We start from the raw sequence: 21282 nt of genomic DNA on the forward strand, positions 1-21282 counted from the left end.
GTCCAGCAATGCCGAGACCGCGCTGCAGGCGAATCAGTTGTCGGTGTCCGCGAGCGATGCGGCCGAGCGCGGCGGGCAGGCGGTAAGCGAGGTCGTCACGACGATGAGCGAGATCACCGCCAGCTCGCGCAAGATCGCGGACATCATCGGCGTGATCGACGGTATCGCGTTCCAGACCAACATCCTCGCGCTGAATGCGGCCGTCGAGGCCGCGCGTGCTGGCGAACAGGGGCGCGGCTTCGCGGTGGTCGCCGGCGAAGTGCGCGCGCTCGCGCAGCGCAGCGCGAACGCGGCGAAGGAGATCAAGACGTTGATCAGCGCGAGCGTCGAGCGGGTCGAGTCGGGCGCGCGGATCGTCGATGGGGCGGGGAAGACGATGGAGGACATCGTCACGCAGGTGAAGCGCGTGTCGGACCTCATCGCGGAGATCAGCTCGTCGACGGCCGAGCAAAGTACGGGTGTTGCGCAGGTCGACCAGGCGGTCGTGCACCTGGACAACATCACGCAGCAGAACGCGGCGTTGGTCGAGCAGAGCACGGCGGCATCGGAAAGCCTGAAGCAGCAGGCGACGCGGCTCGTGGATGCGGTGAACGTGTTCAGGTGATGGCGCGAACGGGTGCGCGACGTGCGGGTGATCGATGAACGCCGGATGTCGCGCACAGTACCTATTCAGGTTTGCGGGTTGAATCGAACGACGTGGAATGGGAGATATTCGTATTTCCGATTGCGTGTTTGCGCATTAAATCGTGCCGAAATCATGACGTGCAATGATCAGACGAATACCCGCCAAACCGTTGCCAGACAAGGCGTTTCATTTTATCCATGAACAAGTTATTCGGCAAAAACAAGTTGATGCATCTTTAATGCATATTTACCCGGATACGGCATAATGTTTTTGCCGAATTTGCCGAAAGTGCAGGAGCCTGACTCACATGCATGCGAATCGATCGCCATGCGCGGGGTCTCGAATCAATCGACGAGCGGACGCAAGATCCGCCACCCGGAGCTCCACACCATGCGCAACAACCAGCCCGTCACGCAACGCGAATTCGAATTTGCCGACGATGCGACGCTGATGTCGACGACCGATGCCGACAGCTATATCACTTACGCGAACGCGGCATTCATCCAGGTCAGCGGCTTTTCTCCCGAGGAGATCGAAGGCCAGCCGCACAACGTGGTGCGGCATCCGGACATGCCGAAGGAGGCGTTCGCCGACATGTGGGCGACGCTCAAGGGCGGCGAGCCGTGGACCGCGCTCGTGAAGAACCGCCGCAAGAACGGCGATCACTACTGGGTGCGCGCGAACGCGATTCCGGTGATGCGCAACGGGCAGCCGAAGGGCTACATGTCGGTGCGCACGAAGGCGACGCGCGACGAGATCGCGGCCGCCGAGGCGCTGTATCGCGATTTCCGCGAAGGCAAGGCCGGCAGCCGCCGGTTCCACAAGGGATTGATCGTGCGCACGGGCGCGCTGCGCGTCGCGTCGCTGTTCCAGACGATGTCGGTGCGGGCGCGGCTGGTGTCGACGCTGTGCGTGCTGGCGCCGGCGGTCGTCGGCGCCGGCTGGGCGGCCGGGTTGACCGGAGGCGGGCTCGCGGCGTTCGCCGGTGCGGCGGTCGGCGTGACGGCGGCGGCCGGGCTGTGGCTCGACGCGCAGATCGTGCGGCCGCTGCGGCAGTTGCGCGACGAGGCGTTGCGCGTGGCGACCGGCGAGAGCCGCAGCGGCGTGCGGATGAACCGCGTCGACGAGATCGGCATGACGCTGCGCACGATCAACCAGCTCGGGCTGATGTTCCGCTGGCTCGTCGACGACGTCAGCGAACAGGTGCTGAACGTGCAGCGCGCGAGCAATGAAATCGCGCAAGGCAACAACGACCTGAGCGCGCGCACCGAGCAGGCGTCGACGAGCGTGCAGCAGACGGCCGCGTCGATGGCCGAGATGACGGCGACCGTATCGAGCAATGCGGAGACGGCGCTGCAGGCGAACCAGTTGTCGGTGTCCGCGAGCGAGGCGGCCGGGCGCGGCGGGCAGGCGGTGAACGAAGTCGTCGCGACGATGAACGACATCACCGACAGCTCGCGCAAGATCGCGGACATCATCGGCGTGATCGACGGCATCGCGTTCCAGACCAACATCCTCGCGTTGAATGCGGCGGTCGAGGCGGCGCGCGCGGGCGATCAGGGGCGCGGCTTCGCAGTGGTCGCTGGTGAAGTGCGCGCGCTCGCGCAGCGCAGCGCGAACGCGGCGAAGGAGATCAAGACGCTGATCGGCGCGAGCGTCGAGCGCGTCGAGTCGGGTGCGCGGATCGTCGACGGCGCGGGCAAGACGATGGAGGACATCGTCACGCAGGTGAAGCGCGTGTCGGATCTCATCGCGGAGATCAGCTCGTCGACGGCCGAACAGAGCACGGGCGTCGCGCAGGTCGACCAGGCGGTCGTGCATCTGGACAACATCACGCAGCAGAACGCGGCGCTCGTCGAGCAGAGCACGGCGGCATCGGAAAGCCTGAAGCAGCAGGCGGCGCGGCTGGTGGAGGCGGTGAACGTGTTCCGCTGATCGCGGGAAGGGAAAGTGACGCGGGCGCGACGGAGAGGCGCCGGCCCGCGTCGGGCCGCCCGGTTCCGGCCGGGCGGCGAGGGCCTGTCGCCGGGAAGCGGCAGGCCCGAACCGTCAGACGGCCAGGCAGAGGTACTTGATCACGACGTAGTCGTCGATGCCGTAGTGCGAGCCTTCGCGGCCGAGGCCCGACTGCTTGACGCCGCCGAACGGCGCGACCTCGTTCGAGATCAGGCCCGTGTTCACGCCGACCATCCCGTATTCGAGCGCTTCGGCCACCTTCCACACGCGGCCGATGTCGCGGCTGTAGAAGTACGCGGCGAGGCCGAACTCGGTGTCGTTCGCGAGGCGGATCACCTCGTCGTCGCTGCCGAACTTGAACAGCGGCGCGAGCGGCCCGAACGTCTCTTCCTTCGCGACCTTCATCGCCGGCGTGACGCCCGTCAGCACGGTCGGCTCGAAGAAGCCGTGGCCGAGCGCGTGGCGCTTGCCGCCCGTCACGACGGTTGCGCCCTTCGCGAGCGCGTCCTCGATGTGCGCCTCGACCTTCAGCACGGCCGCTTCGTTGATCAGCGGGCCCTGCGTGACGCCCGGCTCCGTGCCGCGGCCGACCTTCAACTGGCCGACGGCCGCCGCGAGCTTCTGCGCGAACTGGTCGTACACGGCTTCGTGCACGTAGAAGCGGTTCGTGCACACGCACGTCTGGCCGCTGTTGCGGTACTTCGACGCGATCGCGCCCTGCACGGCCGCATCGAGATCGGCGTCGTCGAACACGATGAACGGCGCATTGCCGCCGAGCTCCAGCGACACCTTCTTGACCGTCGCCGCGCACTGCGCCATCAGCAGGCGGCCGACCGGCGTCGAGCCCGTGAACGACAGCTTGCGCACGATCGGGTTCGACGTCAGTTCGCCGCCGATCGCCTTCGGGTCGCCCGTGACGACGCTGAACACGCCGGCCGGCACGCCCGCGCGTTCGGCTAGCACGGCCATCGCGAGCGCGGAGAACGGCGTCGCTTCCGCCGGCTTCACGACGATCGGGCAGCCTGCCGCGAGCGCCGGGCCGACCTTGCGCGTGATCATCGCCGCCGGGAAGTTCCACGGCGTGATCGCCGCGCATACGCCGATCGCTTCCTTCGTCACGACGATGCGCTTGTCGCTCGCCGGCGTCGGGATCGTGTCGCCGTACACGCGCTTGCCTTCTTCCGCGAACCATTCGAGGAACGACGCCGCGTAGCCGATCTCGCCCTTTGCTTCGGCGAGCGACTTGCCCTGCTCGGTCGTGAGGATCAGCGCGAGGTCGTCGGCGTTGTCCATCATCAGGTCGTGCCACTTGCGCAGGATGACCGCACGTTCCTTCGCGGTCTTCTTGCGCCACGCCGGCCATGCGGCGTTCGCGGCGTCGATCGCGTGACGCGTTTCCGCCGTGCCCATCGCCGGCACGGTGCCGAGCAGGCCGCCGGTGGCCGGGTTGCGGACCTCGAACGTCTCGCCGTTCGTCGCGCCTTGCCATTCGCCGTTGACGTACGCCTGCTGGCGGAACAGCGACGGATCTTTCAGTGCCAGGGTTTCCTGAACCGTGCTCATATGCATCACCTGCTTCGAAAAAGGACGGATGAAAACGGCCGCCGCCGTCTTCACGACGGCGGCGGCGCATTCAGTTGAAGTGGACGGGCACTCAGGCCGGCACGCCGACCGTTTCCTTCAGCACTTCCTCGAGGATCACCAGCGCTTCGTCGAACACGGCTTGCGGGATCGTCAGCGGGAACAGGAAGCGCACGACGTTCGAGTACACGCCGCACACGAGCAGCAGCAGGCCGCGCTCGAGCGCACGCGTCTGCACGCGCTTCGTGAATTCGGCATCCGGCTCGCCCGAACCCGGCTTCAGGAATTCGACCGCGATCATCGCGCCGGGGCCGCGCACGTCGGCGATCTGCGGCACGTCGGCCTGCAGCGCATTCAGCTTCGCCTTCAGCACGTCGCCGAGTTGCGTCGCACGCTCGCACAGCTTCTCTTCGTCGATGATCTCGAGCACCGCGTGCGCCGAGGCGACTGCCAGCGGGTTGCCCGCGTAGGTGCCGCCGAGGCCGCCGGGGGCGGCCGCGTCCATCACGTCCGCCCGGCCGACGACGCCCGACAGCGGCATGCCGCCCGCGAGGCTCTTCGCCATCGTGATCAGGTCGGCCAGCACGTCGTAGTGCTGCATCGCGAACAGCTTGCCGGTGCGCGCGAAGCCCGTCTGCACTTCGTCGGCGATCAGCAGGATGCCGTGTTCGTTACAGATCTTGCGCAGCGCGCGCACGAATTCGGCCGGCGCCGGGTTGAAGCCGCCTTCGCCCTGGACCGGTTCGAAGATGATCGCGGCGACGCGCTTCGGATCGATGTCGGCCTTGAACAGCATCTCGATCGCCTTGATCGAGTCGGCGGTCGTCACGCCGTGCACGGCGTTCGGGTACGGCGCGTGGAACACGTCGCCCGGGAACGGGCCGAAGTTCAGCTTGTACGGCGCGACCTTGCCGGTCAGCGCCATGCCCATCATCGTGCGGCCGTGGAAGCCGCCCGAGAATGCGATGACGCCCGGACGGCCGGTTGCCGCGCGCGCGATCTTGATCGCGTTTTCGACGGCTTCGGCGCCGGTCGTGAAGAACGCCGTCTTCTTCGGGAAGTCGCCCGGCGCGCGCTCGTTGATCTTTTCCGCCAGTTCGACGTACGACGCGTACGGGACGATCTGGTAAGCGGTGTGCGTGAAGTTGTTCAGCTGATCGGCGATCGCCTTGACGATCTTCGGGTGACGGTGGCCCGTGTTCAGCACCGCGATGCCGGCGGCGAAATCGATGAAGCGGCGGCCTTCGACATCCCACAGCTCCGCGTTCTCGGCGCGGGCGGCGTAGAAATCGCACATCACGCCGACGCCGCGCGGGGTGGCGGCGTTCTTGCGGGCCTGCAGGTCGGCATTCTTCACGGTCATCTCCTTGATGTTCTGTCCGGTGGGTAGGGAATCGGGCGCCTTGGCAGCCCATGGAGGCGACTATAATCACATTTGGCTCTGGCAATCAGAGCCATTTCAATAAATATTCAGGAGCCAATCATGCGCGCGAGCGTGTTGTCGGACTGGCTGGCGCAGCGCCTCGTGCGCGGCGGCGAACAGCCGATCTACCGGCAGCTTCACCGGCTGCTGCAACAGGCGATCCTGTCGCGCGAACTGCCGGCCGGCACGCGCGTGCCGTCGTCGCGGCTGCTGGCCGCCGAGCTCGGGATCGCGCGCAACACGGTCACGCAGGTTTACGAACAGCTTGCGCTCGAAGGCTATGTGAACTCGGCGACGGGGCGCGGCACGTTCGTCGCCGACAGCGCGCCGGACGAGATCGTCGGCGCGCCGCCCGACGCGGGCGCAGGCCCGGCCGTCGTGACGCCGTCCGTGCGGCGGCTGTCCGCGCGCGGTACGCGGCTCGTCGAAGGCGCCGGCGTGTCGAAGCGCCAGGGCGGCGCGTTCATGCCGGGCGTGCCCGATGTGTCGCGCTTTCCGGCGCGCGTGTGGACGCGGCTGCACAACAAGTACTGGCGGCGCCTGCGCCCGGACCTGCTGACCTACGCGCCCGGCGGCGGGCTCGCGCTGCTGCGCGAGGCGCTGGCCGACTACCTGCGCACGTCGCGCTCCGTGCGCTGCACGCCCGAGCAGATCGTGATCACGACCGGCATCCACCAGTCGATCGACCTCGCGGTGCGGCTGCTGACCGATCCGGGCGACGCGATCTGGACCGAGGACCCGTGCTACTGGGGCGTGCGCAGCGTGCTGAACGTGTCGGGGCTGACCACCCGGCCGATTCCGGTCGACGACGAAGGGATCGCGCCGTCGGCCGCCGATCTGGCCGAGCCGCCGAAGCTGATGCTCGTTACGCCGTCGCACCAGTATCCGCTCGGGATGGTGATGAGCCTCGCGCGGCGGCGGATGCTGCTCGAATACGCGCGCCAGCACGGCTGCTGGATCATCGAGGACGATTACGACAGCGAATTCCGCTACGGCAGCCGGCCGCTCGCGTCGCTGCAGGGCCTCGACACGGCCGGGCAGGTGATCTACGTGGGCAGTTTCGGCAAGACGCTGTTCCCGGGGCTGCGGGTCGGCTATCTGGTCGCGCCGGAGCCGCTCGCGGAAAGCTTCGCGACCGCGAGCGCCGAGCTGTATCGCGAAGGGCAGTTGCTGCAGCAGGCCGTGCTCGCCGAATTCATCGCGGAAGGGCATTTCGTGTCGCACATCCGCAAGATGCGCACGCTGTACGGGCAACGCCGCGAGGTGCTGCTCGAGGCGGTCGCGCGGCGCTACGGCGATACGCTGCACGCGCTCGGCAGCGACGCCGGGCTGCATCTCGTCACGCAATTGCCGGCGGGCGTCGACGATCGCGCGGTCGCGCAGGCCGCGCTGGCGCGCAACATCGTCGTGCGGCCGCTGTCCGGGTATTACGCGGACCGCTCGCGGGCTGCCTCGGGGTTGCTGCTCGGTTATGCGTGCGTGCCGGAAGACGAGATAGCGACCGCGTTCGCGACGCTTGCCGAGGCGATCGACGAGCGGGCGTTCGGCGGGGCCGTTGCGGTGGCTTGACGCGTGAGCACGGTAATATCGGCTCGTCGTGATGCCGTCAAAGGCCGATCGAGGCTCGATACGCTTCGGGACGGCTTCGCGACGACGAGAGAATTTTTCGTGCGCGACTGGCCAGCCCATTTTCGCGTCGTCGAACGGGAATCGCCAACATGCCTCTTCCTGATACGGCAAGAGTGGCGGGCAGTATTGCAAAACTTAGCGGTGCGGACGGAGCCCCCGCGCCGAATCAGTCATGAACACCGGCACCGACCAGGCGCCCGGTTCGCACGTTACAGCCGGATCAACGCCGCGCCCGCGACCACCAGCGCACACGCCGCAAGCCGCTGCGGGCCGGGCCGCTCGCGCATCACGAACCAGCCGATCGCGACCGCGAAGATCGAGCTCGTTTCGCGCAGCGCCGACACGGTCGCGACCGGCAGGTGCCGGTACGCGAGGATCACGATCCCGTAAGCGGCGAGCGAGATCGTGCCGGCGATCGCGCCTTGCGTGAACGCGGAGCGCGAGCCGAGCACCGCGCGCGGGCCGCCGCGTACCGCGCAGACGAGCACGAGCTGCGGCACGCTCCACAGCAGGTACACCCATGCGATATAGCCGAGCGCGCTGCCGGACACGCGCGAGCCGATCCCGTCGCAGATCGAATACGCGGCGATGAACACGCCCGTGAGCAACGCATACGGCACGCCTTCCCCGGAAAACCGGAAGCCGCGCCGCAGCGCGAGCGACATGATGCCGAACGACACGAGCGCGATGCCCGCGAAGCCGAACGGCGTCGGCCGCTCGTGCAGCATCGCGAGCGCCAGCACCGATACGAGCAGCGGCGAGATCCCGCGCGCGATCGGATAGATCTGCCCGAATTCGCCGTTGCGGTACGCGCGCGCCAGCGTGAAGCAGTACGCGACCTCGAGCGCGGCGGATGCGGCGACGTACGGCCACGCGGCGGGCGCCGGCGCAGGCAGCAGCACGGCGCCGGCGATGCCGAACGCGAGATACGGCAGCGACATCGTGCCGAGCTGGACCAGCCGGTCTTCGCTGACGTGGAGAAACGCGTTCCAGATGGCGTGCAGCAGCGCCGAGCACAGCACGAGGCCGATGAACAGGTGATCCATGAACGAAGGGCGGACGGGAGAGGCGGAAGTGGGGCCGTCAATTATGTGGGTATCGGGCGCGTTCGCGCGGAATTGTCGATAATGGAACGTTGTTATTCACCGGATGCCGACGATGACCGAAGCCACCCAAGCCCAGCCTGCCGTTCCGCGCCTCACGAGCCTGTCGCACGGGGGCGGCTGCGGCTGCAAGATCGCGCCGGGCGTGCTGTCCGAGCTGCTCAAGCGCGCGACGCCGCCCGCGCTGTTCCCCGATCTGCTGGTCGGCACCGAGACGTCCGACGACGCGGCCGTCTACCGGCTCAACGACGAGCAGGCGATCGTCGCGACCACCGATTTCTTCATGCCGATCGTCGACGATCCGTTCGACTTCGGCCGCATCGCGGCCACCAACGCGCTGTCCGACGTCTATGCGATGGGCGGCAAGCCGATCCTCGCGCTCGCGCTGGTCGGCATGCCGATCAACGTGCTGCCGCACGAGACGATCGCGGCCGTGCTGCGCGGCGGCGAATCGGTGTGCGCGGATGCCGGCATTCCGGTCGCCGGCGGCCATTCGATCGATTCGGTCGAGCCGATCTACGGGCTCGCGGCGATCGGCGTCGTGCATCCGTCGCGCGTGAAGCGCAACGCAGCCGCGCGCGCGGGCGACGTGCTCGTGCTCGGCAAGCCGCTCGGCGTCGGCGTACTGTCGGCCGCGCTGAAGAAGAACCAGCTCGATGCCGACGGTTACGCGCAGATGGTCGCGACGACCACCAAGCTGAACCGGCCGGGCGCCGAGCTTGCCGCGCTGCCGGGCGTGCATGCGCTGACCGACGTCACGGGCTTCGGGCTGCTCGGCCATACGCTCGAACTGGCGCGCGGTGCGCAACTTACCGCGCGCGTGCACTATGCGTCGCTGCCGTGGCTGGCGGGCGTCGAGACGTTCGTGGCCGACGGCGTGTTCACCGGTGCGTCGGGTCGCAACTGGGCCGCGTACGGCACCGATGTCCGGCTCGCCGATGGCCTGCCGCCCGTCGCGCAGGCGCTGCTGACCGATCCGCAGACGTCGGGCGGGCTGCTGGTCGCGTGCGCGCCCGAGGCCGTCGACGACGTGCTTGCATGCTTCCGCGCCGACGGTTTCGATCGCGCGGCCGTGATCGGCGAGATGGTGGACGGGCCCGCACGCGTCGACGTCGCCTGACGCGTTTTCTCTCACGCCGGCGCGCCGCCGGTCGATAGAATCGATGCCTTCCGTTGAAGGCATCGACGACCGATGAACGACTTCCTGTTCGGGCTGATGATCGCGCTGTCGGTCGGGCCCGTCGCGCTGATGATCGCGAACTACGGCATGCGCGCCGGCACGGCGACCGGCGTGCGCGCGGCGATCGGAGTGGCCGCGGCCGACGGCTGTCATGCGGTCGTCGCGTTCACGATCGGCGCGATGCTCGCGGGCACGTTGGCGTCGCATCTGTCGCTGTTCCGCATGGTCGGTGCGCTCGTGCTGCTCGCGATGGGCGCGCGGATGCTGTGGCAGGCGCTGCGCGACCGGCGCCGCACGCTCGATGGCGACGTAGTGCCGCCGCCGGGCAATCGCCCGTTCATGGCGATGTTCTTCGTCACGCTCGCGAATCCGCTGACCATCCTGCTGTTCTACGGCTATGCGACGGCTGCCGCCGGTGCGCATCGACACTGGCTGCTCGGTGCCGCATGCGTGTTTGCCGGCAGCCTCATCGGGCAACTCGTGTTCGCGTTCGGCGGCGGCGCAATCGGGCGATTCGTGAAATCGCCGGGGTGGCTGGCCGCGAGCCATGTGGTCGCCGCACTCGTCGTGCTCGGTTACGGCGTCGCGGGGCTGATGCGCGTGTAGCGCGGCGCAAAGCGGCCGACGTCGCGCGCGGCGGCGAACCCGGTAGCATTCCTGATGTTTGCAAGGCCGCGACGAATACGCGCTTTTCCGTCGCGCACCACGCAGCCGTTCGCACGCAACACCGCCGGCCGTTTCGTAGTCGGGTTCCGCATCGCGCACGCCCGTTCTATACTCGTCGCGCAGTCTCCGACAGCCGTTCTCACCCAATCACCGAAACAAGGAACGCCGATGCTGACTCGCTCCATCCTTTCCGCCGCTGCATTCTCGCTTGCGGCCTGTGCGACCGCGCCGTCGATCGCGCAGGACAACCAGGGCAACGATGCCGGCAACGCAGCATTCGCCGAGACCGGCTCGCATGGCCGCCCGGTCAAGGTCATGATCATCACGATGTTCGGGCCGGAAGGCCAGGCGTGGCTCGACCGGCTCGGCCCGTGGCGTGACGTCACCGTGCCCGGCCTGTCGCCCGACTATCCGGCGGTCCACTGCAACAAGCAGGACGTGTGCGTGGTCACGACCGGCATGGGTTATGCGAACGCATCGGCGACGATCATGGCGCTCACGTTCTCGCAACGCTTCGATCTGCGCCGTACGTATTTCCTGGTCTCGGGTATCGCAGGCGTCGACCCGGCACAGGGCACGGTCGGATCGGCCGCGTGGTCGAAATACCTCGTCGATTTCAGCCTGCAATGGGAGCTCGATGCGCGCGAGATCCCGGCCGGCTGGAACACCGGCTATCTCGGCATCAACACGAAGAGCCCGAACGACAAGCCGCCGCTCGACTATCGCACCGAAGTGTTCCAGCTCAACCCGCAGTTGACCGATGCCGCGTATGCGCTGTCGCGCAACGTCGTGCTCGCCGACAGCGCACAGGCGCAGGCCGCGCGCGCGAAGTTCACGTATGCGCCGGCGAACCGGCCGCCGACGGTGATCCAGTGCGATACGTCATCGGGCAACACGTGGTTCTCGGGCACGCTGATCGGCGAGCGCGCGCGCCAGTGGACCAAGATCCTGACGGACGGCAAGGGCACCTACTGCATGACCGCTCAGGAAGACAACGCGACGTATGAAGCGCTCAAGCGCGCGGCGAGCGTGAAGCGGGTCGACCTGTCGCGTGTGGCCGTGCTGCGCACCGGGTCCGATTTCGATCGGCCGTACGCGGGGCAGACGAGCGCCGACAACCTGCTGAACTACGCGGATCAAGGCGGCTTCGCGCCGGCGACCGAAAACCTGTACCGCGCGGGCAATCCGCTGGTGCAGGACATCGTCACGCACTGGGGCGAATGGCGCGACGGGGTGCCGCGGCGTTGAAGGCCGGACGGCGACTCAGTCGGCGGTCAATGCAGTGAATGCGGTCAATGCGATTGCTGGGTCGAACGGAACGGCGTCCATACCGGCGTGGTGTCGTCCCAGTGATCGAGCGGCGAAGGAAGTTGGTCGTTCATCATGTGCTCCTGCAACTAATTGACTCAGCGAGTCGTCGACAAGATAGTTCGAGACGCCGCGCATCGGGCAATCCGCTGCGCGGCGTCGCGCGTTTACCGGCCCCCGCCGGCGAGCTGGTTGCCTTCCGGCAGCGGACGATACGGGCCCTGGGCTAGCTCGAGCCCCTGCGGATACGAAGTCGCCTTGCGCAGGTACGCGAGCGTGCCGTCCTTGCGTGCCTGCTCGACTTCCGCACGCACTTCGGCGCGCGTACGCGGGCCGTTGTGCTGCGAGTACCACGACGTGTTGGCGTAGTCGCCGGCGTGCGGCGTACCCGAATCGGCGAAGGCCGGTGCGGACACGGCGAGGGTGAGAGCAAGGGCCGAGAGAAGATGGCGGCGGTTCATGGCGTCACTCCTAGAGATGTCGGAGCTGGCGCCTGGGCGCTGACTCCGGTCCCGCCAGGCGGGATCTGTTCGATGCGCAACGAGGTTGCGCGACAGGGTTTACTCTAGGTATCTGTTCCGGTGCGATAAATGCGGCAGACGCGAATTGAATTGTCGTGTCAGTGGAACAATCGTCATCCGCACCGCCGGCAGGGTTATGCGGAAATGGCCGGGAGCCCCGCGGCGCGGGCTTCGCCGGGACGCGCGGCGGCACCGCGCAACGACACGGTGGCCGATTGCCGCGGGTCGTGCAAAGGTTTACTGCGGATTCGGGAAGGATCGGGGGCGCCGCGCTTGAAAGGCGTGCCCAGGCGGCGCTGAGGCGGGACGACGCGCGGGCGGCGAGGCCCGCGCGTGGAGGTCAGACGATTACGCGACCCACTCGTTGATGACCGGCGTATCGAGCACCGGCGCGCGCTCGGCCTCCTCGAACGTGCGCTTGCTGCACGTCGCGTCGAGGCTGCCCTTGCCGCTCAGCAGCGGGCAGCGGTCGAACACCTCGGCGATCCAGTCGACGAACACGCGCACCTTCGGCGACAGATGGCGGCTATGCGGATACACGACCGAGATCGGCATCGGCAGCGGCTTGACCCCGGGCAGCACTTCCTTGAGCCGGCCTTCGCGCAGGTGCGGCAGCACCATGAACAGCGGCGGCTGGATCAGGCCGAAGCCCTCGATCCCGCACGTCACGTACGCATCCGCATCGTTCACCGACACGATGCCCTCCATCTTCATCTCGACTTCCTTGCCGTCGATCAGGAAGGTCCAGTCGATCGTGCGGCCCGTGCGGCTGGAGAAGTAGTTGACGGCCTTGTGCTGGCCGAGGTCGTCGATCGTCTGCGGCTCGCCGTGGCGCTCGAGATAGTCGGGCGACGCGACCGTCACGCATTCGAACAGGCCGACGCGGCGGGCGACGAGCGACGAGTCCTGCAGCGCACCGACGCGGATCACGCAGTCGACGCCTTCCTGCAGCAGGTCGACGGGCCGGTCGGACAGGCCGAGCTGCAGGTCGATGTCCGGATAGCGCGTGTGGAATTCGCACAGCGACGGAATCACGAGCAGCCGCCCGATCGAGCCCGGCATGTCGATACGCAACTTTCCGTGCGGCTTCCGGTTGTTGGCCTGGAAGCTCGCTTCGGTTTCCTCGACGTCCGCGAGGATGCGCACGCATCGTTCGTAGTACGCGGCGCCGTCCGGCGTGAGCGACAGCCGGCGCGTGGTCCGGTGCATTAGCCGCACGCCGAGGAAGGCTTCGAGATTCTGGATGATCGTCGTGACGGACGCGCGCGGCAAACCGAGCGTTTCTGCTGCCTTGGTGAAGCTGCTTGTATCGACGACGCGAGTAAATACCTGCATGGCCTGAAGCCGGTCCATCACAACCTCCGCAATTTAATTTGCCGCCGGAACAAGAAGGCTGCGCTACCTCGTGGGTAAACGCAGCCTCGGATTGTTCGGGGGCGTTGAATTGTGTTGCCGGATTATAGGCATTTATCCCAATGTCTGCCGGACCCAGAATTCGTTCCATCTCGAAATGGATGCTGCATCGTCATGGACGCCTCTGAATTCAGCAAATTCCTGAAAGCCGCGCTGCCCGCTCAAGCCTTGACGGGCGCGGCGCTGACGGTTGCCGAAGTGGAAATTCCCGGCTACGCACAGGACATCGTGCTGCGCCTCTACCGCCGCCCGGACAAGACCGGGCTGCCAGTAGTGCTTTATTTCCACGGCGGCGGCTTCGTCCGCGGGTCGCTCGAGGACGCCGATTTCGCCGCGCGTTTTTTAGCAGAACGCTTACCAGCGCTCGTAGTGTCGGTCGATTATTCGCTCGCGCCGGCCTTTCCTTTTCCCGCCGCGCCGGAGGATGCGTATCGCGCCGCCGTGTGGGCGGCGACGCGTGCCCGCGCGTTCGGCGGCAACCCGAAGAAGATCGGGGTCGCCGGGCACGACGCGGGCGGCCAGCTCGCGAACTGCCTCGCCTTCATCGCCCGCGACCGCGGCGAAGTGTCGATCGCCGCGCAGGCGCTGTTCGGACCGATGCTCGACCCGAGCATGACGCGCATCGGCGACGCCGAGCGTCTCGCGTCCGACATCACCGCGCGCGAATGCGCGGCCTGTTATCGCGCGTATCTGCCGCAGGCGGCGCAGCGCATGCACCCGTACGCGGCGCCGATCGAATCGGTGCGCCTCGCGGGGCTGCCGCCGACGCTCGTCGTCACCGCGCAGAACGACGTGCTGCACGTCGAAGCGGAGAAATATGCGGGCTGCCTGATCTCGTCCGGCGTGCTCACGCAGGTGATCCGCTATCCGGACATCACGCACGCCGCGCTCGCCACGCACGAAGCCGCATTCGAGGAAGCCGTGCGCTTCTTCCAGTGCCGCTTCCAGGCGCGCCAGCCGAACCGTCCCGAATAACCCATAACCAGACCAATCCACGTTTCCTGGAGATCCACATGGCCATCCTACGCACCTCCCGTTCACGAATCGCGACCGCGGCGATCGTCACGCTCGCCGTCGTCGGCCTCGGCACGTTCGGCGCGATGCGCGTCAACGCGAACGCCCCCGAGAAAGCGGCGGCGCCGCTGCCCGAAGTCGACGTCGCGACCGTCGTGCCGCAGACCGTGACCGACTGGCAAAGCTATTCGGGCCGCCTCGAGGCGGTCGAGAAAGTCGACGTGCGCCCGCAGGTGTCGGGCACGATCGTCGCGGTGAATTTCAAGGACGGCGCGCTCGTGAAGAAGGGCGACGTGCTGTTCGTGATCGACCCGCGCCCGTACCAGGCGGAAGTCGACCGCGCCGCCGCGCAGCTCGCGGCCGCGCAGGCGCGCAACGGCTATGCGCAGACCGACTGGCAGCGCGCGCAGCGGCTGATCGGCGACAACGCGATCGCGAAGCGCGACTACGACGAGAAGCAGAACGCGGCGCGCGAAGCGAACGCAAACCTGAAGGCCGCCGAAGCCGCGCTGGAAACGGCCCGCATCAACCTCGGCTATACGCGCATCACCGCACCGGTATCGGGCCGCGTGTCGCGCGCGGAAATCACGCTCGGCAACGTCGTGTCGGCCGGCGCATCGGCCGCGCCGCTGACGACGCTGGTGTCGGTGTCGCCGATCTACGCATCGTTCGACGCGGACGAGCAGACCTACCTGCAATACATCAACGGCGCGCGCAGCGGCCGCAAGGTGCCGGTCGAGCTCGGCCTCGCGAACGAAACCGGCTACTCGCGCAGCGGCGAGATCGATTCGGTCGACAACCGGCTCGACACGTCGTCCGGCACGATCCGCGTGCGCGCGCGCTTCGACAACGCGGACGGCACGCTCGTCCCGGGCCTGTACGCACGGGTGAAGGTGGGCGGCAGCGCGCCGCACGAGGCGCTGCTCGTCGACGACGCGGCGATCAACACCGACCAGGACAAGAAGTTCGTGTTCGTCGTCGATCAGCAGGGCCGCGTGTCGTATCGCGAAGTGCAGCCGGGGATGCAGCACGGCAACCGGCGCGTGATCGTGAGCGGCCTTGCCGCCGGCGACCGCGTGGTCGTGAACGGCACGCAGCGCGTGCGTCCCGGCGCGCAGGTGAAGCCGCACATGGTCCCGATGACGGGCGGCGACGAGCCGTCCGCGCCGCTCGCGAGCACCGCGAAGCCGGCCGCACCGGCGAAGGCGGATTCGTAAGCGGCGCGCCGCTTCGCATCCGCGTTCAACCAGACAGAGCCACACATGAACATTTCCAAATTCTTTATCGACCGGCCGATCTTTGCAGGAGTCCTATCGGTGATCATCCTGCTCGGCGGGGTGATCGCGATGTTCCTGCTGCCGATTTCGGAATATCCGGAAGTCGTGCCGCCTTCCGTGATCGTGAAGGCGCAGTACCCGGGCGCGAACCCGAAAGTGATCGCCGAGACGGTCGCGTCGCCGCTTGAAGAGCAGATCAACGGCGTTGAGGACATGCTCTACATGCAGTCGCAGGCGAACAGCGACGGCAACATGACGATCACCGTCACGTTCAAGCTCGGCACCGATCCGGACAAGGCCACGCAGCTCGTGCAGAACCGCGTGAACCAGGCGCTGCCTCGCTTGCCGGAAGACGTGCAGCGGCTCGGCATCACCACGGTGAAGAGCTCGCCGACGCTGACGATGGTGGTCCACCTGATCTCGCCGGACAACCGCTACGACATGACCTACCTGCGCAACTACGCGCTGATCAACGTGAAGGATCGCCTGTCGCGAATCCAGGGCGTCGGTCAGGTGCAGCTGTGGGGTTCGGGCGACTACGCGATGCGCGTGTGGCTCGATCCGCAGAAGGTCGCGCAGCGCGGGCTGTCGGCCGAGGACGTCGTGCAGTCGATCCGCGAGCAGAACGTACAGGTCGCGGCCGGCGTGATCGGCGCATCGCCGTCGCTGCCCGGCACGCCGCTGCAGCTGTCGGTGAACGCGCGCGGCCGCCTGCAGACGGAAGACGAATTCGGCGACATCGTCGTGAAGACGACGCCGGACGGCGGCGTCACGCACCTGCGCGACATCGCGCGGATCGAGCTCGACGCATCCGAATACGGGTTGCGCTCGCTGCTCGACAACAAGCCGGCCGTCGCGATGGCGATCAACCAGTCGCCCGGCGCGAACTCGCTGCAGATCTCGGACGAAGTGCGCAAGACGATGGCCGAGCTGAAGCAGGACATGCCGGCGGGCGTCGACTACAAGATCGTCTATGACCCGACGCAGTTCGTGCGCTCGTCGATCAAGGCCGTCGTGCACACGCTGCTCGAAGCGATCGCGCTGGTCGTGATCGTCGTGATCGTGTTCCTGCAGACCTGGCGCGCGTCGCTGATTCCGCTGATCGCGGTGCCGGTGTCGATCATCGGCACGTTCTCGCTGCTGCTGGCGTTCGGGTATTCGATCAACGCGTTGTCGCTGTTCGGGATGGTGCTCGCGATCGGGATCGTGGTCGACGATGCGATCGTCGTCGTCGAGAACGTCGAGCGCAACATCGAGGGCGGGATGAACGCGCGGCAGGCGACCTACAAGGCGATGCAGGAAGTGAGCGGGCCGATCATCGCGATCGCGCTGACGCTCGTCGCCGTGTTCGTGCCGCTCGCGTTCATGTCGGGCCTGACCGGCCAGTTCTACAAGCAGTTCGCGATGACCATCGCGATCTCGACGGTGATCTCGGCGTTCAACTCGCTGACGCTGTCGCCGGCGCTGTCGGCGATCCTGCTGAAGGGTCACGGCGACAAGGAGGACTGGCTCACGCGCGTGATGAACCGCGTGCTCGGCGGCTTCTTCCGCGGCTTCAACAAGGTGTTCCATCGCGGCGCGGAGAACTACGGCCGCGGCGTGCGCGGCGTGCTGTCGCGCAAGACGCTGATGCTGGGCGTGTACCTCGTGCTGGTGGGCGCGACCGTGCTCGTGTCGAAGGTCGTGCCGGGCGGCTTCGTGCCCGCGCAGGACAAGGAATACCTGATCGCGTTCGCGCAGCTGCCGAACGGCGCCTCGCTCGACCGCACCGAGAAGGTGATCCGCGACATGGGTTCGATCGCGCTGAAGCAGCCGGGCGTCGAGAGCGCGGTCGCGTTCCCGGGGCTGTCGGTGAACGGCTTCACCAACAGCTCGAGCGCGGGCATCGTGTTCGTCACGCTCAAGCCGTTCTCGGAACGGCACGGCAAGGCGCTGTCGGCCGGCGCGATCGCGGGTGCGCTGAACCAGAAGTACAGCGCGATGAAGGATTCGTTCGTCGCGGTGTTCCCGCCGCCGCCGGTGCTCGGCCTCGGTACGCTCGGCGGGTTCAAGATGCAGATCGAGGATCGCGGCGCGGTCGGCTACGCGAAGCTGTCGGATGCGACCAACGACTTCATCAAGCGCGCGCAGCAGGCGCCTGAACTCGGCCCGCTGTTCACGAGCTACCAGATCAACGTGCCGCAGCTCAACGTCGATCTCGACCGCGTGAAGGCGAAGCAGCTCGGCGTGCCGGTGACCGACGTGTTCAACACGATGCAGGTGTATCTCGGTTCGCTGTACGTGAACGATTTCAACCGCTTCGGGCGCGTGTACCAGGTGCGCGTGCAGGCCGATGCGCCGTTCCGTCAGCGCGCGGACGACATCCTGCAGTTGAAGACCCGCAACGACAAGGGCGAGATGGTGCCGCTGTCGTCGCTGGTGACGGTGACGCCGACGTTCGGCCCGGAAATGGTCGTGCGCTACAACGGCTACACGGCGGCCGACATCAACGGCGGCCCGGCGCCCGGCTTCTCGTCGGGGCAGGCGCAGGCCGCGGTCGAGCGCATCGCGCACGAGACGCTGCCGCGCGGCGTGCGGTTCGAATGGACCGACCTCACGTACCAGCAGATCCTCGCGGGCGATTCGGCGATGTATGTGTTCCCGATCAGCGTGCTGCTCGTGTTCCTCGTGCTCGCCGCGCTGTATGAAAGCCTGACGCTGCCGCTCGCGGTGATCCTGATCGTGCCGATGAGCATTCTGTCGGCGCTGACGGGCGTGTGGCTCACACAGGGCGACAACAACATCTTCACGCAGATCGGCCTGATGGTGCTGGTGGGGCTGTCGGCGAAGAACGCGATCCTGATCGTCGAATTCGCGCGCGAGCTCGAACACGACGGCAGGACGCCGCTCGAGGCCGCGATCGAGGCGAGCCGGCTGCGGCTGCGCCCGATCCTGATGACGTCGATCGCCTTCATCATGGGCGTGGTGCCGCTCGTCACGTCGACCGGCGCCGGATCGGAAATGCGCCATGCGATGGGTGTCGCGGTGTTCTTCGGGATGCTCGGCGTGACGCTGTTCGGGCTGATGCTGACGCCGGTGTTCTACGTCGTGCTGCGTACGCTCGCGGGCGGCAAGATCCACGTCGCCGGCAAGGATTCGACGGGGTACGGCGTGCCGGCGCCCGATGCTTGAGGACCAGAAAATGAATAACTTGCACAACACGAACGGCCTGATGCGCTTCGCGAAGGTGGCGGCCGCGAGCACCCTGCTCGCGACGCTGCTCGCCGCGTGCGCGGTCGGCCCCGATTACAAGCGTCCGGACGCGGCGGCGCCCGCCGCGTTCAAGGAAGCGCCGACCCTCGCCGCCGGCGAGCAGGCCGGCACGTGGAAGACGGCCGAGCCGGCGGACGGCGAACATCGCGGCGAATGGTGGAAGGTGTTCGGCGACCCGGTGCTCGATTCGCTCGAGACGCAGGCGCTCGCCGCGAACCAGAACCTGAAGGCCGCGGCCGCGCGGGTCGAGGAAGCGCGTGCGGCGACCCGGTCGGCACGCTCGCAATGGTTCCCGCAGGTCGGCGCTGGTTTCGGGCCGACGCGCGAGGGGCTGTCGTCGGCGTCGCAGTTCCAGCCGCAGGGCACCGGCCCGACCAACGCGACGCTGTGGCGCGCGCAGGGCACGGTGTCGTACGAAGCCGACCTGTTCGGCCGCGTCGGCCGCAACGTCGAGGCGTCGCGCGCCGACCAGGCGCAGAGCGAAGCGCTGTTCCGCTCGGTGCAGCTCGCGTTGCAGGCCGACGTCGCGCAGAACTACTTCGAATTGCGTCAGCTCGATTCGGATCAGGACCTGTACCGCCGCACGGTGGAGTTGCGCGAGCAGGCGCTGAAGCTCGTGCAGCGCCGCTTCAACGAAGGCGACATCAGCGAGCTCGACGTGTCGCGCGCGAAGAACGAACTGGCGAGCGCGCAGGCCGATGCGGTCGGCGTCGCGCGCCGGCGCGCGGCGTCCGAGCATGCGCTGGCCATTCTGCTCGGCAAGGCGCCTGCGGATTTCGCGTTCAAGGAAACGCCGATCGTGCCGGTCGCGGTGAAGATTCCGCCGGGCCTGCCGTCCGCGCTGCTCGAACGCCGCCCGGACGTGTCGGCGGCCGAGCGCGCGATGGCGGCCGCGAACGCGCGGATCGGGCTCGCGAAGTCGGCGTACTTCCCGAAGCTCGATATCACCGGGTCGTTCGGGTATGAAGCGTCGACGCTCGGCAACCTGTTCCTGTGGTCGAGCCGCACGTTCCTGCTCGGGCCGTTCGCCGGCACCGCGCTGACGCTGCCGCTGTTCGACGGCGGGCGGCGGGCTGCTGGTGTGCAGCAGGCGCGCGCGCAGTACGACGAGCAGGTCGCGAACTACCGGCAGCAGGTGCTCGTCGCGTTCCGCGAGGTCGAGGACAATCTTGCTGATCTGCGTTTGCTCGATGATCAGATCCGCGCGCAGGATGCGGCCGTCAACGCGTCGCGTCGGGCGGCGACGTTGTCGCGCACGCAATATCAGGAAGGTGAGGTCGCGTATCTCGACGTGATCGACAGTGAGCGGTCGGTGTTGCAGTCGCAGTTGCAGGCGAACCAGTTGACGGGGGCGCAGGCGGTGTCGACCGTCAACCTGATCCGCGCGCTGGGCGGCGGGTGGGGGAATGCGCCGGCGCCGACGGCGGTGGGTGATGCGGCGTCTGGCAAGGCTGACGTAGCTGCGCGGTAAGCGCGAACGGCGGGCGATTCGTCGCTTGCCGACCGTGAAGCGAAGAACCCCGGCATGCAGGCTCAGGTCTGCATGCCGGGGTTCTTTTATGGGTCGTCGCGCTTCAGGGCGCCCGTCGTCGACTTCGCGTGCAAGGGCATCGTTCGATGCGCGTCGCGGACGGGGCCGTGCCGATAGAAGCAAGTGTCGAATTCCGGTCTCGGTCGACACAGCGGCCATTTGATCGTGGAGTAGTATTTCCCCATGTCCAGGTGATTGCCGGGTCTCTTCGGCGGACGGCCGACCATCCCGTGACGACGGCGGCAGGCTCGTCAAGCGTTGGGAAACTGCTTCAACGATACGTGTGGCGGCGCCGGCCGTGGCGACGGCATTGATGGGAACGCATCATGTCAACCGAGTGGAAGCACCGCGTCAGGCTGTTCGTCCAGCGTTTCTGGCAGCCAACCACTGCGTGCATGACCTGCATGCCGGGGAGCTGGGGAAACATCACGAGCCTCCCCCACTGGACCATCGCATTTCATACGGGTCTGCTGACCGGACTCCTGGCGGTACTTCTGACTTTCACGCCGGTGGGGAAACTCTACGCGCATCGATACGGCAATGCGCTGGTCGTTGGCGTCCTGACGACGCTGGGCGACGCCTACTCGCACACGAGTCATTACCGTATTCCCTATGTCGAGCACATCGTGACCGGGGTAATTTCAGGTCTCTTGGCGCTGGCGGCTTCCTATCTCCTCGAAGACCGCGCGCGACGCCTTCGGGCAGCGTGGGCGCGGGTTTTCGGACAGCTTATCCGCTGACTTTCCGGGCAACGTGCCGATAAGCGACCACGCCGGAACGGAAGGCGACGTCCACGGAAATCG

16 protein-coding genes are annotated in these 21282 nt (G+C 67.3%); 11 read left to right on the top strand and 5 right to left on the bottom strand.

Annotated features, from left to right (window positions below; translation table 11 throughout):
* Together JMF86_RS29190 and JMF86_RS29195 are read left to right on the top strand one after the other, a co-directional pair.
* Nucleotides 1–604 (top strand): methyl-accepting chemotaxis protein (locus JMF86_RS29190; protein WP_236593032.1); only part of this gene is annotated, 604 nt, incomplete at its 5' end.
* A 411-nt stretch (nt 605–1015) separates the two neighbouring features.
* Nucleotides 1016–2560 carry a PAS domain-containing methyl-accepting chemotaxis protein gene (locus JMF86_RS29195; protein ID WP_011694867.1) on the top strand — a complete coding sequence of 515 codons (1545 nt, stop codon included), beginning with the start codon at nt 1016–1018 and terminating at the stop codon, nt 2558–2560.
* A 114-nt stretch (nt 2561–2674) separates the two neighbouring features.
* Here the strand turns inward: JMF86_RS29195 and gabD are convergent, their stop codons facing one another.
* On the bottom strand, nt 2675–4144 hold the full coding sequence (gene gabD / locus JMF86_RS29200) for an NADP-dependent succinate-semialdehyde dehydrogenase (RefSeq protein WP_011546842.1): 1470 nt from the start codon (nt 4142–4144) through the stop codon (nt 2675–2677).
* A gap of 91 nt (nt 4145–4235) precedes the next feature.
* On the bottom strand, nt 4236–5519 hold the full coding sequence (locus JMF86_RS29205; protein ID WP_027814522.1) for a 4-aminobutyrate--2-oxoglutarate transaminase: 1284 nt from the start codon (nt 5517–5519) through the stop codon (nt 4236–4238).
* A gap of 126 nt (nt 5520–5645) precedes the next feature.
* Here JMF86_RS29205 and JMF86_RS29210 point away from each other — a divergent pair, with 126 nt between their 5' ends.
* Nucleotides 5646–7154, top strand: a complete 1509-nt coding sequence (locus JMF86_RS29210; RefSeq protein WP_011546844.1) for a PLP-dependent aminotransferase family protein — start codon at nt 5646–5648, stop codon at nt 7152–7154.
* Between the two features lie 269 nt (nt 7155–7423).
* Here JMF86_RS29210 and JMF86_RS29215 read toward each other — a convergent pair whose 3' ends face one another.
* Nucleotides 7424–8260 (bottom strand): DMT family transporter, encoded by an 837-nt coding sequence (locus tag JMF86_RS29215; RefSeq protein WP_011546845.1) that lies wholly within the window; start codon nt 8258–8260, stop codon nt 7424–7426.
* Between the two features lie 112 nt (nt 8261–8372).
* Here JMF86_RS29215 and selD point away from each other — a divergent pair, with 112 nt between their 5' ends.
* The 3 genes from selD (at nt 8373) to JMF86_RS29230 (ending at nt 11411) form a co-directional block, all read left to right on the top strand.
* On the top strand, nt 8373–9437 hold the full coding sequence (gene selD, locus JMF86_RS29220; protein ID WP_012339339.1) for a selenide, water dikinase SelD: 1065 nt from the start codon (nt 8373–8375) through the stop codon (nt 9435–9437).
* 72 nt (nt 9438–9509) lie between these two features.
* The gene (locus tag JMF86_RS29225) at nt 9510–10103 is read left to right on the top strand and encodes a LysE family translocator (protein ID WP_011546847.1); all 594 of its coding nucleotides are present in this window, start codon (nt 9510–9512) and stop codon (nt 10101–10103) included.
* A 228-nt stretch (nt 10104–10331) separates the two neighbouring features.
* Nucleotides 10332–11411, top strand: a complete 1080-nt coding sequence (locus JMF86_RS29230) for a purine nucleoside permease (RefSeq protein ID WP_011546848.1) — start codon at nt 10332–10334, stop codon at nt 11409–11411.
* 227 nt (nt 11412–11638) lie between these two features.
* On the opposite strand, the gene JMF86_RS29235 is transcribed toward JMF86_RS29230, so the two are convergent.
* Entirely contained in the window at nt 11639–11932 is a 294-nt protein-coding gene (locus tag JMF86_RS29235) for a DUF4148 domain-containing protein (RefSeq protein WP_006480444.1), read from the bottom strand.
* A gap of 408 nt (nt 11933–12340) precedes the next feature.
* Entirely contained in the window at nt 12341–13345 is a 1005-nt protein-coding gene (gene ceoR / locus JMF86_RS29240; protein ID WP_011694866.1) for a putative multidrug efflux transcriptional regulator CeoR, read from the bottom strand.
* Nucleotides 13346–13519: 174 nt separating this feature from the next.
* Here ceoR and JMF86_RS29245 point away from each other — a divergent pair, with 174 nt between their 5' ends.
* From JMF86_RS29245 to JMF86_RS29265, 5 genes are all read left to right on the top strand, one after another.
* The gene (locus JMF86_RS29245; protein ID WP_012339341.1) at nt 13520–14380 is read left to right on the top strand and encodes an alpha/beta hydrolase; all 861 of its coding nucleotides are present in this window, start codon (nt 13520–13522) and stop codon (nt 14378–14380) included.
* A 38-nt stretch (nt 14381–14418) separates the two neighbouring features.
* Entirely contained in the window at nt 14419–15636 is a 1218-nt protein-coding gene (gene ceoA / locus JMF86_RS29250) for a multidrug efflux RND transporter periplasmic adaptor subunit CeoA (protein ID WP_006480447.1), read from the top strand.
* A gap of 45 nt (nt 15637–15681) precedes the next feature.
* On the top strand, nt 15682–18867 hold the full coding sequence (gene ceoB / locus JMF86_RS29255; RefSeq protein ID WP_011546851.1) for a multidrug efflux RND transporter permease subunit CeoB: 3186 nt from the start codon (nt 15682–15684) through the stop codon (nt 18865–18867).
* Nucleotides 18868–18877: 10 nt separating this feature from the next.
* The gene (gene opcM, locus JMF86_RS29260) at nt 18878–20419 is read left to right on the top strand and encodes a multidrug efflux transporter outer membrane subunit OpcM (RefSeq protein ID WP_011546852.1); all 1542 of its coding nucleotides are present in this window, start codon (nt 18878–18880) and stop codon (nt 20417–20419) included.
* A 386-nt stretch (nt 20420–20805) separates the two neighbouring features.
* Complete coding sequence (locus tag JMF86_RS29265) at nt 20806–21219, top strand: hypothetical protein (protein WP_011546853.1); 414 nt, start codon at nt 20806–20808, stop codon at nt 21217–21219.
* Nucleotides 21220–21282 lie beyond the last annotated feature (63 nt).

Origin of the sequence: Burkholderia sp. E168m15, assembly GCF_016586105.1 — a bacterium.
In the GTDB taxonomy this organism is placed as follows: Bacteria; Pseudomonadota; Gammaproteobacteria; order Burkholderiales; family Burkholderiaceae; genus Burkholderia; species Burkholderia orbicola.